Below are 16,090 nucleotides of genomic sequence, written 5' to 3'. Positions count from 1 at the left end.
CTTTCTTAAACTCAAACTGAAAATAGGTAAACGGTTGCTAGGCAAGAATTCTCACCTAGCAATCGTCTTAAGTATTAATGTTGTGGTTTCACAAACGGCATCATTTCGCGAAGGTCAGCGCCAACTTTTTCGATTGGATGACCTTGTTGTTCTGCACGCATTCTATGGAACTCTTTAAAGCCATTTTTATTATCATCAATAAAGGCTTTAGCGAAGTTGCCGTTTTGAATGTCGGTAAGTACTTCTTTCATTGCTTTTTTCGTATCGGCTGTAACAACACGCGGACCGGATACATAATCTCCATATTCTGCCGTGTTAGAGATGGAATCACGCATTTTTTCCATGCCGCCCTCATACATCAAGTCAACGATTAATTTCATTTCGTGTAGCACTTCAAAATAAGCAAGCTCTGGTTGGTAGCCAGCTTCTACAAGTGTTTCGAAGCCCGCTTGGATTAAGTGAGTCGCTCCTCCACAAAGGACAGCTTGTTCACCAAATAGATCCGTTTCGGTTTCTTCTTTGAAAGTAGTTTCAATAACGCCAGCACGAGTAGCGCCAATACCTTTTGCATAAGAAAGGGCGGTGTCACGAGCATCTCCTGTAGCATCTTGGTAAATAGCGAATAGGGAAGGAACAGCGCCGCCTTCAACAAATGTACGACGAACGAGATGTCCTGGTCCTTTTGGAGCTACTAGAAAAACATCTACATCACTAGGTGGCTTAATTACGTCAAAATGGATATTAAAACCATGCGCAAAAACAAGTGAATTACCAGATTTTAGGTTAGGTTTAATTTCTTTCTCATACGTATCGCCTTGTGTTTCATCGGGTAAAAGAATCATGATAACATCAGCTTTTTCGGCTGCGTCGCTAACAGAATAAACATCAAAACCATCATTTCTAGCTGTTTCAGCGGATTTCCCTTCACGAATACCGATAATTACTTGATTACCATTGTCGCGTAAATTTTGAGAATGGGCGTGCCCTTGAGAACCGTACCCGATTACTGCTACTGTTTTACCTTCTAGTGCGTTGTTTTTCACTGCATCTTCATAATAAACTTTTGTCATTTTTCCTAACCTCCAACTAATTTCTTTTTATATTTCAGAACACCTGACTTGCTTGCTCTGTAGTAACTTAACTCATTTTTTTGCGCTTCTTGTAAAACCGGTTACGCCAGTTCGTGCCATTTGTTTAATTCCATAAGGGCGGACAATATCGACAAAGGCATCAATTTTCTCGCTTGTCCCGGTGACTTGGATGACGACATTTTTCGTGCCGACATCAATTACGGTCGCTCTAAATGGTTTGATGACAGCGTTTAGCTCTGATCGTAAGGCGGCAGGGGAGTTGATTTTAATTAAAGCAAGTTCGCGTTCGATATGCGCATCGTCCGTAATATCGCTAACTTTAAGGACATCGATTTGTTTATTTAGTTGTTTCGTGACTTGTTCAATTTCGTATAGCGAATCAACGTGGACAACGATGGTAATCCTAGAAACATTGGGGATCTCGGTCCAGCCAACAGAAATGCTATCAATATTGTATTGGCGTCTGGAGATAACCCCAGTAATCCGATTTAGTACGCCAGATGAGTTATTTACGGTAGCTGTAATGATTCGGCGCATTTATTCCACCCCTTCCATTTGGTGATTTGGTTTACCGCTTGGAACCATTGGAAGTACTAGTTCATTTTTTGCTACATGTACGTCAATTACAATTGGTCCAGGATGAGAAAAGGCTTTTCTTAAGTCTTTTTCAAGTGTTTCAGGGTTGGTAAGGCGAACACCTTTGACCCCATAGGCTTCTGAAAGTTTCACAAAGTCTGGTTGGCTTGTGAAAATGGAGTGAGAATATCTCTCGCCGTGGAATTTTTCTTGCCACTGACGAACCATTCCAAGCGAGCCGTTATTGATAATGACTGTTTTTACGTTGATTTGGTAATCATTTAATATTGCGAGCTCCTGATTTGTCATCTGAAAGCCGCCATCACCAACAATTGCTACAACCGTTTTATCTGGGAAAGCAAGCTGTGCTCCAACTGCTGCTGGAAAACCAAATCCCATTGTTCCTAGACCACCACTTGTGATAATTTGATGATCGAACTGGAAGGGATAGAACTGCGCGGTCCACATTTGGTGTTGGCCAACATCAGTAGATACAAGCGCCTCTCCTTGCGTAATTTCGCCAATCAGTTCAATTACTCGCTGGGGTTTAATTTCTGCTTTTTTTGTTTTATCAAAATTAAAAGGATGGCGGTTTTTACGCGTCATATTTAATTTATACCAATGTGAGGTATCCGGGTAAACAGGTAGTTCCATTTGAAGTAGTTGCGTAAGTGTTTCATTAATATCAGCTACAATAGGGATTTGTGTCTCGATAATTTTGCCAATTTCTGCTGGATCAATGTCGATATGAGCAATCGTTGCTTTTGGTGCGAATTCTTTCGGTGCACTTGCAAGACGATCGTCAAATCTTGAACCGAAATTGATAAGCAAATCACAGTCAGTTAGCGCCATATTAGCCGCGTAGGAGCCGTGCATTCCACCCATTCCTAAAAATAAGTCATGGCTTTGAGGGAAACTTCCAAGTCCAAGGAGTGTGTTCACAATTGGAATTTGATAGCGCTCAGCAAATTCTAAAAGTTCTGCAGTTGCTCGCGCGTGATTTACTCCAGCACCTGCAAGAATCAGTGGTTTGCTTGCTGCTGATAAAGCTTGCATCAATTTTTCAAGTTGGAGTGGGTTAGGTGAATAAGTCGGTTGATACCCTGGTAAATCAATCGTATCAGGGCGAACGGCATCTGTTTGAGTAATCCCCATATCTTTTGGAATATCAACGACAACAGGACCCTTACGACCAGTATTCGCGATATGAAAAGCTTCATTGACGATTTTTGGTAAGTCCCGAACATCACGTACTTGATAATTGTACTTAGTAATCGGGATGGTTAAGCCAATCATATCGGCTTCTTGGAAAGCATCTTTTCCGATTCCGGGGGTGTGAACTTGCCCTGTAAAAATAACAAGTGGGATTGAATCACTCATCGCATCCGCAATCCCCGTCAAAACGTTAGTAGCTCCCGGACCACTAGTGACAACTACTACACCCGGTTTACCAGTTACTCGAGCATAGCCTTCTGCCGCATGGATGGCACCTTGCTCATGTCTTGTTAGGATATGTGGAATATCACAGTCATAAAAAGCGTCATATAGTGGCAAAACCGCGCCACCTGGATAGCCAAAAATCATTTCGACATGTTGTTTTTTTAAGGAATCAATTAATAGGTCTGCTCCACTTTTACTAATTTTTTCTGTCGCTTTTTCATTTTTCTTTGTCGTATCAATCACGCTTATCACCTCGTTTTTTAGTCGATTAAATCTTCTGGGATTTGTAAGATACCGCCAGTGTGAGCACTTGTTACTAAGGCCGTGTATCTTGCAAGATAACCAGTTTTTACTTTTGCTTTAAATTTAGGTAGGTCTTTTCGTCTTGCTTCTAAAACATCATCGGGGACATCTACATTTAATGTCCGATTTGGTAAGTCGATAGTGATCATATCGCCGTCATTTACAAGTGCGATTGGACCACCGGCAGCGGCTTCCGGAGAAATATGACCAACTGCGATACCACGAGTAGCTCCAGAAAAACGACCATCTGTAATTAGTGCAACGTCTTTTCCAAGCCCACGACCGACAATACTAGAAGTTGGAGCCAGCATTTCCGGCATTCCAGGACCGCCTTTAGGACCTTCGTAGCGAATTACAACAACATGACCTTCTCGGACTGTATGGTTATCAATCGCTTCAACTGCTTCATCATGTGAGCTAAAGCAAATTGCCTCTCCTTTAAAAACTTTGACAGATGGATCAACGCCACCAACTTTGATAGCGGCTCCTTTTGGTGCAATATTTCCAAATAACATCGAAAGTCCGCCAACCGGGCTATAAGGATTTTCTTTTGGATGAATAACATCGGTATTATTAATTTTGGCATCAGCGACATTTTCACGGATTGTTTTTCCGGTAACAGTAATGCGATCGGGATGGATTGCTCCGCCAAGATCAACTAATTCTTTTACGATGGCAGATACGCCGCCTGCTTCATGAACATCATGCATGGAGTAAGAAGAAGAAGGGGCGATTTTGGAAAGATAAGGGACACGCTTAGCAATATCATTGATGCGCTCCAAATCGTAGTCTTCAATACCAGCTTCATTCGCAAGTGCAAGTGTATGTAAAACCGTGTTAGTAGAGCCGCCCATTGCCATATCCAGTGCAAATGCATCATCAATTGCATCTTTCGTAATAATGTCACGCGGACGAATATCTTTTTTTACTAAATCCATTAAGTGGAACGCGGATTGTCTAATAAGGTCGCGACGAGCATCAGAAACAGCGAGTGTTGTACCATTTCCGGGAACCGCCATTCCGAGAATTTCCATTAAACAGTTCATAGAGTTAGCGGTAAACATTCCAGCGCAAGAACCACAAGTCGGACAAGCATTGGCTTCCATATCAAGGAAATCTTCTTGTGACATGCTACCGTCTTTAAATGCACCAACAGCTTCAAATACAGAAGAGAGTGTTAATGCTTTCCCGTGAGCGGATAATCCGGCTTTCATTGGACCACCTGAGCAAAAGATAGCAGGGACGTTAGTACGAACTGAGGCAAGTAACATTCCTGGCGTGATTTTGTCACAGTTAGGAATGTAAAAAACTCCGTCGAACCAGTGGGCGTTAATTACTGTTTCTGCTGCATCCGCAATGACTTCACGAGAGGGTAGGGAGTAACGCATACCAATATGTCCCATCGCGATGCCATCATCTACACCAATCGTATTAAATTCAAATGGGATACCGCCAGCTTCTCTAATTGCTTCTTTCGCCACATCGGCAAGCTCTCGCAAGTGAACATGGCCAGGAACAATATCAATGTAAGAATTACAAATTGCGATAAATGGTTTTTCCATATCACCTGGACTTTTAATTTGACCTGTAGCATGCAGCAAACTTCTTGCCGGCGCTTGGTCGACACCTTTTTTAATTTTGTCACTACGCATATGACTTTACCCCATTTCTAATTAAGAATTATTTGCCGACGCTGAATTTTTAGAATTCACAAAATAGCGTGGCATTAATGTATAGTAGTTAGTATTAGCTCACTTGATAGCCGTTTTTGCTCGAAAACTCGAAATCTAGCTAAAGAAAAAGCACCCCAATGATGAAAACAATGGGATGCTTTGCAAGAATCCCATTTAATGTAAACAGGACTCAAACTACTGTAATTTGCTACAGTGTTCAAAGCCCTTCTAGAGTAATAAAATTGTAATGACGGATTTAGTCGTTTTCATAAGTCATTATCCCTTTCATCAAATGGTTTTAGATTTTCGATTAGTCTCACATTTTTGAAAACAATGAATATCAAGAAATGTTATGTTATTACTTAATATAAACGGTTGCTAAGCGATTGTCAATTGTTATTTTGAAAGTTTTCCGTTAGTTTGCACAATTCAACTAACTTATTGCTGGAACAAAAATTAGCACCTGGTCTTATATTTAAAGTATAACTTAGTTGGAAGCGCATTCAAAATTTAAAGGTCAAGTATATAGTCAGAATAGTTTTATTTTAATATTTGATGATTAAATAACACAATAGTTGCGTAAACATACCTGATTCTGCTAAATTGAAAGTAATAAATTAGTAGGAAAGCCGGGTATGTTTGTGGAAATTATTGAGACAGAGCGACTAATATTGATTAATTATACACTTGAGATGATTCAAGCAACCATAAAAGGAACGGAAAGTTTAGAGAAAGCAAGTGGTTACCATGTTTCCAAAGATTGGCCTGGAATTGATTTCTTTTTTTATCTTCCTTATGTATTGGAAAATGTGAAAAAAGATGATCGAATGATTAAATGGACGAGGCTCGTTGTACTTAAAGAAGAAAATAAAATTATTGGAGAAATTGGTGGTCAAGGAATTCCTGATGAGACAGGAGAAATTGAAATTGGCTATAGCATCGTGCCCGATTATCAAAATAAAGGTTATATGACCGAAGCTTTAATAGGAATGATTGCTTGGTTAGAAAAACAGCCAGTCATTCATCGTATTTTTGCACGCTGTTATGAGAACAATGAAGCTTCTATTCGAGTACTGAAACATAATCAATTCGTACGTATAAAAGAAAAAGACGTTTTTGAGCGACAAGGAAGGGTGATGATGTGGGAGTTTCCAATAAACAAAAGCTAATCATAATTGCATCAGGCAAACCAAAAATATGGGATAAATTTCCAAATATCGGGCCAGTTAAAGCTAGCGAAGCATATACAGGAACATTTCATCGTTTAAGTAAAGCCTATGCCGAAAAATTTGCAGGTAACTATTTGATTTTATCGCCTAAGTACGGTTTTCTAAGACCAGACGATATGGTGGAAGGTACATATGATGTTCGTTTTACGATGAAGGGCGTGGGGCCGGATACGATTCAATTAGAGGCTCTTAGGCAGATGTGGCAAGAGCAACAAATAAACCCTACTGAACAAGTCCCGATGTTAGGCGGGGAAAAGTTCAAAGGGTTATTAATTGCGATTACGGATAATAAACAAGCTTTAGAATTTCCACTTATTGGCTCCTCTGGCATTGGTGTCATGCAGCAAAAGTTAAAACAAGCAGTTGAAACAGGAATTCCGTTAAATAGTACTAAGTAAAAGAAGTGCAGCGGTGATAAGCAAAAACATCACGCCCATATTGACATTTTTACGAATAAAGAAATAAATTGTCTGTAAAGCCATTAAAACAGCGAGCGATAAAGTAATAATGTGTAGCATAAATCGACCTCCTAAATAAATGAACGAGAAACTTAATCGAATAACTTCCGTACTTTTTCAAGGAGCGAAACGGGTTCTTCTCTGGTTTCCACTGGGGATTCTTCTTTATATAAATGAATATCTTCTTTGTTGATTGCTTTTTGACAAGTGAGCACGAGATAAAATTCTGTTTCGCCCTCTAAGCGACTAACGATAGAAAATTCATGTTTGCATTTTTCGGCAAGTTTAATATAAGGACGCATGGAATTATAATGCAGTAATCCGTTCAAAAGAAGTTTGGAGTCAGGAGATTCTAGTATCGCTTTTTCTAGTTCTGGAAGAAATTGTTGCGACAAAACTTCTTCTTTCGTAAGCGCAACTAAGACTCGTTCACGATAAGTTCCTAAATATTTTTTCTTTTCAGCAGGATTAATTTCTTTTGCTCCATACATGCCTTTTTCTAAGTAGTCATCAATATTTTCAGCCATTATATGAGCTCCTTTAACTAGTTAGTTACCTCTATTCTAACATGTTAAGGGGCTTTTGCAAGTAGACAAAAAACCAGAAGTAGGAGGGTTGGCCCTAGTTCTGGTTTTTACTATTAATCGATTGGGAACCACTGGAATCCATCATGTTGAATCAAGTCATCTGCTTCTTTTGGTCCGAATGAACCAGATTTATAGTTCGGGAAGTGGTCTTTTGTATTTGTCCAAACATCTGCTACGTGGTCGATAAAGTTCCATGATAGCGAAACCTCATCCCAATGAGAGAAGTATGTCGCATCACCACGAAGGCAATCTAAAATTAATTTTTCGTATGCTTCTGGAGTATTCATTCCATCAGGAGAAGAATGAATATAGTTTAAGTTAACTGGCATTGTAACCATTCCTTGACCAGGTTCTTTTACGTTTAAATGAAGCGTTATACCTTCGTCAGGTTGAATATGGATAACAAGCACATTTCCACCAAGTGATTGTTGTTGTCCAAATAAATTAAGCGGTACGTCTTTGAATTGAATGGCGATTTGAGTAGTTTTCTTCGCTAGACGTTTACCTGTACGAATATAAAACGGAACACCAGCCCAGCGGAAGTTATCAATTTCTAACTTCGCTGCAACAAAAGTTTCGGTATTCGAATGCGGATCGACATTGTCTTCTTGACGATAGCCTTTTAGTTCTTTGCCATTTACTTCGCCGGGACCATATTGACCGCGGATAAAGTTTTGATGCACTTCTTTTCCTTCAAAAACGCGTAAAGAACGAAGCGCGCGAACTTTTTCATGGCGAATTTCACGTGTAGTTAAATTAATTGGCGGCTCCATTGCTAACAAGGAAACGATTTGGAGAATATGATTTTGAACCATATCTCTTAGTGCCCCACTTTCATCATAGTAGCGACCACGATCTTCTACGCCAAGCACTTCTGTTAAACTAACTTGGATGTTATCAATATAACGATTATTCCAAAGTGATTCAATGATAGAATTTGCAAAGCGAATCACGGAGATATTTTGAATCATTTCTTTTCCTAAATAATGGTCAATTCGATAAATTTCATCTTCATTAAAAGCTTGACGAAGGGAATTATTTAATTCTTCGGCGCTTGCTAAATCATGACCAAATGGTTTTTCAATAATTAACCGGTGGAATCCTTTTGTATCAACAAAGCCTTCTGATTTGATGCGGCTTGCAATTGTTCCGAAGAAATTGGGCGCCATGGCAAGGTAGAATAAACGATTGCCACCTAATTCATATTTTGCATCTAATTCATCAGACAAATCTTTGAGTTTTACATATGATTCTTTATTCGTTACATCATGAGATTGATAATAGAAATGAGAAGCAAATGCATCCGCGTCTTTTTCAGAACCATCGATGTCTTTAATGGATTCTTTCACTTTATCACGGAAGAAATCGTTACTCCATTCACGACGAGCTGTTCCAATGACAGCGAAATTGTCGCCAAGAGAGCCCTTACTGAATAGATGGTATAGCGAAGGGTAAAGTTTGCGATTTGCCAAATCTCCCGTACCGCCAAAAATAGTAATCAATGCTTTTTGTTCTAACTCATCTGTCATACGTCATTTACCCTCTTTCTTGTTCTCTTTAATGGCAAAAATTAGCTACTAGAAACAAACTTCCTAGTTCGAAAAAGGACCCCATAAAAAAAGGCCTTTAATAAATGAGCTATTAATTTTCCTCATTAGTCCATACTATTTTATCTATAAAGAAGCTTTTGTGCAACTGTTTGAACTGATTATTTTTTTAATTTGACAGTTATTTCTGAATTATAAGGGTTTTACCTTGAAAATGTTTATTTCCTGTTCGATTAAGAATGTGATAAAATAAGACACGAACTGGGAAGGGAATGGATCAAAAATGGAACTTGTTTTTTTAGGAACTGGAGCAGGCGTACCGTCACGAGGCCGTAACGTCACATCCATTGCACTGTCAATGTTAAATGAACGAAATACGATTTGGCTGTTTGATTGCGGGGAAGCGACGCAACATCAAGTTTTACGAAGCCAAATCAAATTAAGTAAATTAGAATTTATCTTCATTACCCATATGCATGGTGACCATATTTTTGGCTTGCCAGGATTATTAAGCAGTCGCTCGTTTCAAGGCGGTGATTCAGACTTAACGATTTATGGTCCGCCTGGAATCCGGGAGTACATCGAAACTTCATTAAGATTAAGTGGCACAAGGCTAACGTACAAAATTATTTTTGCGGAAATTGGGCCAGGAGTCATTTTTGAAGATGAAATGTTTGCTATTACGGCGGATGAATTAGAACATGGTATGCAAAGTTTTGGTTATCGCATAGTGGAGAAAGATAAGCAAGGCGCGCTCAATGCTGCCAAATTAAAAGCGGATGGCGTGGAACCAGGACCTGTTTTCCAAAAACTGAAAAATGGCGAAATAGTTACGCTTCCAGATGGTCGCGAAATTGACGGGAAGAATTATATTGGTAATCCGCAAAAAGGGAAAATTATTAGTATTTTTGGTGACACACGAGCAACTGCTAGTGAGTTTCGATTAGCTGAAAATGCAGATGTGCTCGTTCATGAAGCAACATTTGAAGGCGATAAAGGTAAAATGGCAGCAGAATATATGCATTCTACGACAGTCCAAGCTGCCGAACTTGCGAAAAGAGCAGGTGTGAAAAAATTGATTTTAACTCATATTAGTTCGCGATATGACCGCGAAGCAAGCAAGTCTTTATTAATAGAAGCAAAATCTGTTTTTGAAAATACTGAGATAGCGTATGATTTAGCTGTTTTCCAAATAGGAGAGTGACAAAATGAATGCTTTTTTGAAGAATAAAACCGTACTAATTACTGGGGCATCGAATGGACTTGGGGCAGAAATTGCTAGACAAGTTGCGGCTTCAGGAGCAAATGTCATTATAGCAGCTAGACGGACCGAAAAACTTATCACGTTGCAACAAGAAATCACAACAAACTATCCAGTTAAAGTGGAATATTTCACCTTAGATATGACTGATTTCGAACAAGTGAAACAAGTAAGCGAAAAAGTAAACCAAGCTTTTGATATTGATGTGCTAGTAAATTGCGCTGGATTTGGTTTATTCGAAAATGCGGTAGACATCCCATTTGAAACCATTGAAAAAATGTTTGATACAAATGTCTTAGGATTAATTCAGTTAACACAACTACTGCTTCCAAAAATGCAAGCGCGTAAGTCCGGTCATATCATTAATATTGCTTCTCAAGCAGCTAAAATCGCTACACCAAAGTCAACGGTGTATTCTGCTACAAAATATGCGGTTCTTGGGTTTTCTAATGCCCTCAGGCTAGAATTAATTCCGGATAAAATAAAAGTGACCACAGTAAACCCAGGTCCGATTGCAACGAACTTTTTTGATGTGGCGGATAAGTCTGGCAATTATTTAGATACTATTGGGAAATTAGTCTTAAAACCGGAAAAAGTTGCAAGCAAAACAGTGCAAATTATGGGAACTAAACGCCGAGAAATTAACTTGCCATTTGTAATGAACATTGCAACACGGCTTTATCAAATTATGCCTCAAGTTATTGAGTTTTTCGGAAAAGGCGCCTTTTTGAAGAAATAGTGTAAGTAACACAGTCCAATCAAGCTATACAAAGGAGTGGATATGAATGCCTCACTTACAAGACTATACAATAGGCATCGAACGCGTGAAACAACCAACTTCGGAAATTTCGCTTGGTACAAAAGTAGTGTTTGCGATTGCTGGCCAATTAACGATTAAGATTGCCGAAGAAAAGTATCGATTGCAAGAAGGAGACATCTTAGTTATTGATCGCAATACCTTTTATACAATTCAAGGAGATACAAATAATTTAGTTGTCAATTTAACCATTTCTGATACTTTTTTTGCGCATTATTATGAAGATTTTTTTCAACAATCATTCCAATTTTTCTCGAAAGACAGCGATCCAGGAAGAGAGCGGATTGTTGGCTCACTTCGCAAATCAGTTAGCGAGCTTCTAATTACTTCCACAACTAGAACACACTCCAATAAACTAGAGGCACAAACTGCTTTGTTTCAAATTTTGTTGCTTTTGACTCGATTCTTAAAAAAAGAAATACCATCTTCTGCCAGAAAAGAAGTGAACGATAAACGTATTTCACGAATAATTAGAGAAGTAGAAGAACATTTTGATGAGGCATTATCGCTTCGTGAATTTGCCCAAAAAGAATTTTTAAGTGAAGCCTATCTATCTCGTTATTTTAAAAAGACGACTGGACTCGGTTTTTTGCAATATTTAACAGAAGTTAGGCTGAAACATGCGCTTCAAAGCTTAATGCATTCAACGGAAAATATTACAGAAATTGCGCTTAAAAATGGTTTTTCAAGTCAAAAACATTTTTCGGAAGTATTTAAGTTTCATTTTAATGTAACGCCTAGTGAATATCGGATGCAGCACCACTCCGAGTATAATCAATTGGAACAGCAAACTACTGTAATAATAAGTAGCAGCATAGAATCAGTCAAGCCAACTTCAGAAATTCTTGTTAAACTGGCTAGCCTTTATCAAGAAGTTGAGCCGGGAATAGAATTGAATGAAGCACCGTTTGAGAAAAAGAGTATTAAAGTAGCGGATAAATCATCCCGTATTCTTGAAAAAAACATGCATATTTTAACGATAGGGAAATTAAAAGAAGTTTTAAAAGAGGATGTTCAGAATCAGATTATTACAACGCGCGATGAACTCGGCGTTAATTATATCGGCGTTCGCTATTTATTTGGGGGATCGACATTCCTACCAGAAGCGGAAACGGATGAACTAGTCCCGACATCTTCCCCATATGCTAAATCGGATTTAGCACTAACATTTTTAAAACAACAAAATTTGCAATTATTTATTCGCTTAGAGTATCAAGATGTTTCTAGGGATGAAAAAAATATTTTTGACCGATTAGATCACTTTTTAAGACATTCTATTCAAATGTTTGGAAGAGAATTTGTGTCAAAATGGCATTTTATGTTTTTCGAACCCAAGTATACATCGGTTAACAAAGCGGATTTGGAAAGGATATATCTAAAAGTAAGAAAAACCATCAAAGCAATTTTCCCTGCCATTCAAGTGGGTAATTTTGTTCCTTTTTCTTTATCAAAAAATGCAGTACCAACTCAACATACCTGGTTTTTAGATGTGGCAGATAAAATTGATTTTATTTCTTTTAATGCTAACCAAAATGAAGCAGTAGATTTTTCGAATGAAGATATTAAATCTTTTTTAATTTCGGAAGATTATTGTTTGGCTAAAACATTAAAACTAAAAGCTTTCTTGAAACATCACCATATTAATAAACCGTTGATGTTAATTAATTGGAACACTCTCACTGGGAATACAAGACATACAAATGGTACCTTTTTCCGTGGTGCGTTAGTTTTAAAAACAATGCTTGATCTTGCACCGGAAGTAAATGGTCTAGGCTTTTGGATTAATACAGAACTACATGAAGGTGATGGAAGCCAGTTAAATATCAGTTTGGATGGTTTAGAAATGTTTCACTTTTTCAATGGGAAAAGACCAGCCTTTTATGCAGTGAAATTTTTCGAACGATTAAAAGGAATTGTGGTTGCGGAGGGAAAAGATTATATAATAACGAAACATACAGACGGATATCAACTTGTTTTGATGAACTGTGCAACCATTAATCCACGTTATGCGGTAGAGGAGAAATTTTTAAAAGAAGAGCGGAAAGAGGTTCATATCAGAATGCTTGGTCTTGAAGCAGGAGAATATCAAGTTTGTAAGTGGCAATTTGATAGGGATAATGGTGCTCTTTACTCGAAGTATTGGCAGTTAAATAGTAAACATGGTCTTGATAAAGAGATTTTAGATTATATTGTCGATGCTTCTCAACCAACGTTAACCGTAAGCGATGAAACCATTACGGAAGATTGGTCATTTTACGCCTATCTAGACATTAATGCGATCCATTTTTATGAATTCAGACATACGATTTAAAGTCTAAATCGACTGAGTTGGACTTTTTTAATACCCTAAGCACCGAATTTTTGACATTGAATCAATTAGAATCAAAAAGAAGAAATAAACAAGCTAAAACTAAGCAAAAAAACAAACTTCTTTTAGCTTTTTTTTTCTTATAATAAGGATGTAATGAAAAATACGAATGTTCTGGCCAGCATAAGTATACAAAATGGAGGTTTAGACAATGAAAGAAAAGTTATTCCAAAAACTAGATGAAAAACAAAGTCGGATGATAGAAATTCGTCGTTATTTGCATGAGCATCCTGAACTTTCATTTCAAGAGAAAGATACAGCAAAATACATTGCTGACTTTTATAAAGAAATGGATTGTGATGTACGCACGCATGTGGGAGGTAATGGTGTTGTTGTAACAATTGATACTGGCAAACTTGGAAAAACACTAGCAATTCGTGCAGACTTTGATGCCTTACCAATTCAAGAAGAAACTGGATTACCTTTTGCTTCTAAAAATCCTGGAGTTATGCATGCTTGTGGTCATGACGGACATACAGCTTACATGTTGATCTTAGGAGAAACACTAATTGAAATGAAAGATGAGTTAACTGGGAAAATGGTTATCTTACATCAACATGCAGAAGAAACGCCTCCTGGTGGCGCAATACAAATGATTGGCGATGGGGCACTGGACGGTGTGGACAATGTACTGGGAATTCACGTTATGTCGACAATGAAAACCGGGGAAGTATACTACCGTGAAGGTGCGATTCAAACTGGTCGTTCTTATTTCAAATTAAAAGTACAAGGTCAAGGTGGACACGGTTCTTCCCCCCATTTAGCAAACGATGCGATTGTAGCAGCAAGTGAATTTGTTGTAGCAGTTCAAACTATTATTAGCCGTCGTTTAAACCCGTTTGATGTTGGTTCAGTTACGATTGGTTCTTTTGATGGTAAAGGTAGTTTCAATGTGATTAAAGACGCTGTGGAACTTGAAGGCGATGTTCGCTCCATGTCTGAAGAAACACGAAATACAATCGAAAAAGAAGTAAAACGTATTGCTAGTGGATTAGAAGCTATGTTTGGTGTTACTTGTGAACTGGATTACAAAAATGATTACCCAGTTTTAAACAATGATGAAACTTTAACGGACTTTGTTGTTAGATCACTTAAAGATGCAGCTATCCCAGAAGTAACAGATATCGTTCGCTGTGAACCGCAACCGCCATCCGAAGATTTTGCTTATTATGCTAAAGAACGTCCAAGCGTATTTTTCTATGTTGGAGCTATGCCAGCAGATGGACATTATTATCCGCATCATCATCCAAAATTCGACATTAATGAAGACGCGCTTTTAATTGCATCAAAAGCAATGGGAGCTTGTGTCCTAGATTACTTAAAAGGAGAGAATAACTAATGGCAACAACATATAAAGGAACAAATAAACTAATTGTGGGGATTGTATTCGGTGTTATTACATTTTGGCTGTTCGCTCAATCGATGGTTAATATCGTACCAGATGTTCAAGCTGATCTGGGGATTTCACCAAGTCTACTAAGTATCGCCATCAGTTTAACTGCTCTATTCTCAGGTATCTTCATCGTTGTAGCTGGTGGATTAGCTGATAAATTTGGTCGAATGAAATTAACGTATATTGGTCTTATTCTTAGTATTATCGGTTCTTTACTACTTGTTATTACACAAGGCGCAACATTATTAATTATTGGACGTATTATTCAAGGGCTTTCTGCTGCTTGTATTATGCCTGCAACACTAGCGCTGATGAAAACATATTTTGACGGGGCAGATAGACAAAGAGCACTTAGTTATTGGTCGATTGGTTCATGGGGCGGTTCAGGAATTTGTTCTTTCGCCGGTGGTGCCATTGCTACTTACATGGGCTGGCGCTGGATTTTCATTTTCTCTATCGCGTTTGCACTTCTAGGTATGTTGTTAATTAAAGGTACGCCAGAAAGTAAAGTTGTTCAAAATACAAAAGCAAAATTTGATTCTTTTGGACTTGTTCTTTTTGTTATTGCAATGGTTTGTTTAAATCTTATTATTACTCGTGGCTCTACATTTGGTTGGACAAGCCCAACGACAATCATCATGCTTGTTGTTTTCCTTGTTTCAGCAGGACTATTTTTCCGCGTAGAACTTCGCCAAGCAAATGGATTTATTGATTTTTCGTTATTCCAAAATAAAGCATACACTGGTGCAACACTTTCCAACTTCTTATTAAATGCAGCAGCTGGAACACTTGTTGTTGCAAACACATACGTACAAGTTGGACGTGGTTTCACAGCATTCCAATCTGGCTTATTATCCATCGGGTACCTAGTTTGTGTACTTGGAATGATTCGGATTGGTGAAAAAATTCTGCAACGAGTTGGTGCACGTAAACCGATGATTCTTGGATCTGCAATTACAGCTGTTGGTATCGGACTTATGGCACTTACATTTATTCCAGGTGTACTTTATACCGTTCTTGTATTTATTGGTTTTGCCTTATTTGGAGTTGGTCTTGGTATGTATGCAACACCTTCCACGGATACTGCGATTTCCAATGCACCAGAAGATAAAGTAGGGGTAGCTTCTGGTATTTATAAAATGGCTAGTTCCTTAGGTGGCTCTTTCGGTGTAGCGATTTCAGCTACTATCTACGGTGTCATTACACTGGCAGGAAATGTTGATTTAGCAGCAATGATTGGCTTATTTACAAATGTAGCATTCTGTGTCGTGTCGCTTATCTCTGTTGTTGTAACTACACCAAAAGCGAAAAAAGCTGCACCACTTAAAGCTGCAAAAGAATAAGGAG

The 16,090-nt window shown here is 38.3% G+C and carries 14 protein-coding genes; 7 read left to right on the top strand and 7 right to left on the bottom strand.

Annotated elements, in window-relative coordinates; all coding sequences use genetic code 11:
- Positions 1-74: 74 nt before the first annotated feature.
- From ilvC to ilvD, 4 genes are all read right to left on the bottom strand, one after another.
- Positions 75-1,070 carry a ketol-acid reductoisomerase gene (gene ilvC / locus CKV67_RS10220; RefSeq protein WP_014093324.1) on the bottom strand — a complete coding sequence of 332 codons (996 nt, stop codon included), beginning with the start codon at positions 1,068-1,070 and terminating at the stop codon, positions 75-77.
- 72 nt (positions 1,071-1,142) lie between these two features.
- Positions 1,143-1,628, bottom strand: coding sequence for an acetolactate synthase small subunit (gene ilvN, locus CKV67_RS10215; protein WP_014093323.1), 486 nt, complete (start codon positions 1,626-1,628; stop codon positions 1,143-1,145).
- Complete coding sequence (gene ilvB, locus CKV67_RS10210; RefSeq protein ID WP_014093322.1) at positions 1,629-3,350, bottom strand: biosynthetic-type acetolactate synthase large subunit; 1,722 nt, start codon at positions 3,348-3,350, stop codon at positions 1,629-1,631.
- Between the two features lie 17 nt (positions 3,351-3,367).
- On the bottom strand, positions 3,368-5,062 hold the full coding sequence (gene ilvD / locus CKV67_RS10205; protein ID WP_014093321.1) for a dihydroxy-acid dehydratase: 1,695 nt from the start codon (positions 5,060-5,062) through the stop codon (positions 3,368-3,370).
- A 656-nt stretch (positions 5,063-5,718) separates the two neighbouring features.
- Between ilvD and CKV67_RS10200 the strand changes: the two genes are divergently transcribed.
- Together CKV67_RS10200 and CKV67_RS10195 are read left to right on the top strand one after the other, a co-directional pair.
- Positions 5,719-6,252 (top strand): GNAT family N-acetyltransferase, encoded by a 534-nt coding sequence (locus CKV67_RS10200; protein ID WP_221637855.1) that lies wholly within the window; start codon positions 5,719-5,721, stop codon positions 6,250-6,252.
- The gene (locus CKV67_RS10195; protein WP_014093319.1) at positions 6,225-6,710 is read left to right on the top strand and encodes a DUF6884 domain-containing protein; all 486 of its coding nucleotides are present in this window, start codon (positions 6,225-6,227) and stop codon (positions 6,708-6,710) included. The genes CKV67_RS10200 and CKV67_RS10195 overlap by 28 nt, the downstream gene beginning before the upstream one ends.
- Here the strand turns inward: CKV67_RS10195 and CKV67_RS10190 are convergent.
- The 3 genes from CKV67_RS10190 to zwf all read right to left on the bottom strand — a co-directional run bounded on the left by CKV67_RS10190 (position 6,693) and on the right by zwf (position 8,886).
- A complete protein-coding gene (locus CKV67_RS10190; RefSeq protein ID WP_003720303.1) occupies positions 6,693-6,830 on the bottom strand; it encodes a hypothetical protein in 138 nt (45 codons plus the stop codon). The two genes, CKV67_RS10195 and CKV67_RS10190, sit on opposite strands and share 18 nt — an antisense overlap.
- 32 nt (positions 6,831-6,862) lie before the next feature.
- The gene (locus tag CKV67_RS10185; protein ID WP_014093318.1) at positions 6,863-7,297 is read right to left on the bottom strand and encodes a YueI family protein; all 435 of its coding nucleotides are present in this window, start codon (positions 7,295-7,297) and stop codon (positions 6,863-6,865) included.
- Between the two features lie 113 nt (positions 7,298-7,410).
- Entirely contained in the window at positions 7,411-8,886 is a 1,476-nt protein-coding gene (gene zwf / locus CKV67_RS10180) for a glucose-6-phosphate dehydrogenase (protein WP_014093317.1), read from the bottom strand.
- Between the two features lie 301 nt (positions 8,887-9,187).
- Here zwf and rnz point away from each other — a divergent pair, with 301 nt between their 5' ends.
- The 5 genes from rnz to CKV67_RS10155 all read left to right on the top strand — a co-directional run bounded on the left by rnz (position 9,188) and on the right by CKV67_RS10155 (position 16,086).
- Positions 9,188-10,108: a ribonuclease Z gene (gene rnz / locus CKV67_RS10175; RefSeq protein WP_014093316.1), complete on the top strand. Its 921-nt coding sequence runs from the start codon at positions 9,188-9,190 to the stop codon at positions 10,106-10,108.
- 4 nt (positions 10,109-10,112) lie between these two features.
- Entirely contained in the window at positions 10,113-10,904 is a 792-nt protein-coding gene (locus CKV67_RS10170; protein WP_014093315.1) for an SDR family NAD(P)-dependent oxidoreductase, read from the top strand.
- A 46-nt stretch (positions 10,905-10,950) separates the two neighbouring features.
- Positions 10,951-13,293, top strand: a complete 2,343-nt coding sequence (locus CKV67_RS10165; RefSeq protein ID WP_025280017.1) for a helix-turn-helix domain-containing protein — start codon at positions 10,951-10,953, stop codon at positions 13,291-13,293.
- 208 nt (positions 13,294-13,501) lie between these two features.
- Positions 13,502-14,689, top strand: a complete 1,188-nt coding sequence (locus CKV67_RS10160; RefSeq protein ID WP_014093314.1) for a M20 family metallopeptidase — start codon at positions 13,502-13,504, stop codon at positions 14,687-14,689.
- Positions 14,689-16,086 (top strand): MFS transporter, encoded by a 1,398-nt coding sequence (locus tag CKV67_RS10155; RefSeq protein ID WP_025280016.1) that lies wholly within the window; start codon positions 14,689-14,691, stop codon positions 16,084-16,086. Before CKV67_RS10160 ends, CKV67_RS10155 begins: the two co-directional genes overlap by 1 nt.
- The last annotated feature ends 4 nt before the right edge of the window (positions 16,087-16,090 follow it).

It is taken from the genome of Listeria ivanovii subsp. ivanovii, from assembly GCF_900187025.1.
Taxonomy (GTDB): domain Bacteria; phylum Bacillota; class Bacilli; order Lactobacillales; family Listeriaceae; genus Listeria; species Listeria ivanovii.
Note: the sequence above shows the minus strand (reverse complement) of the source record. Positions and strands in the feature narration are given on the sequence as shown.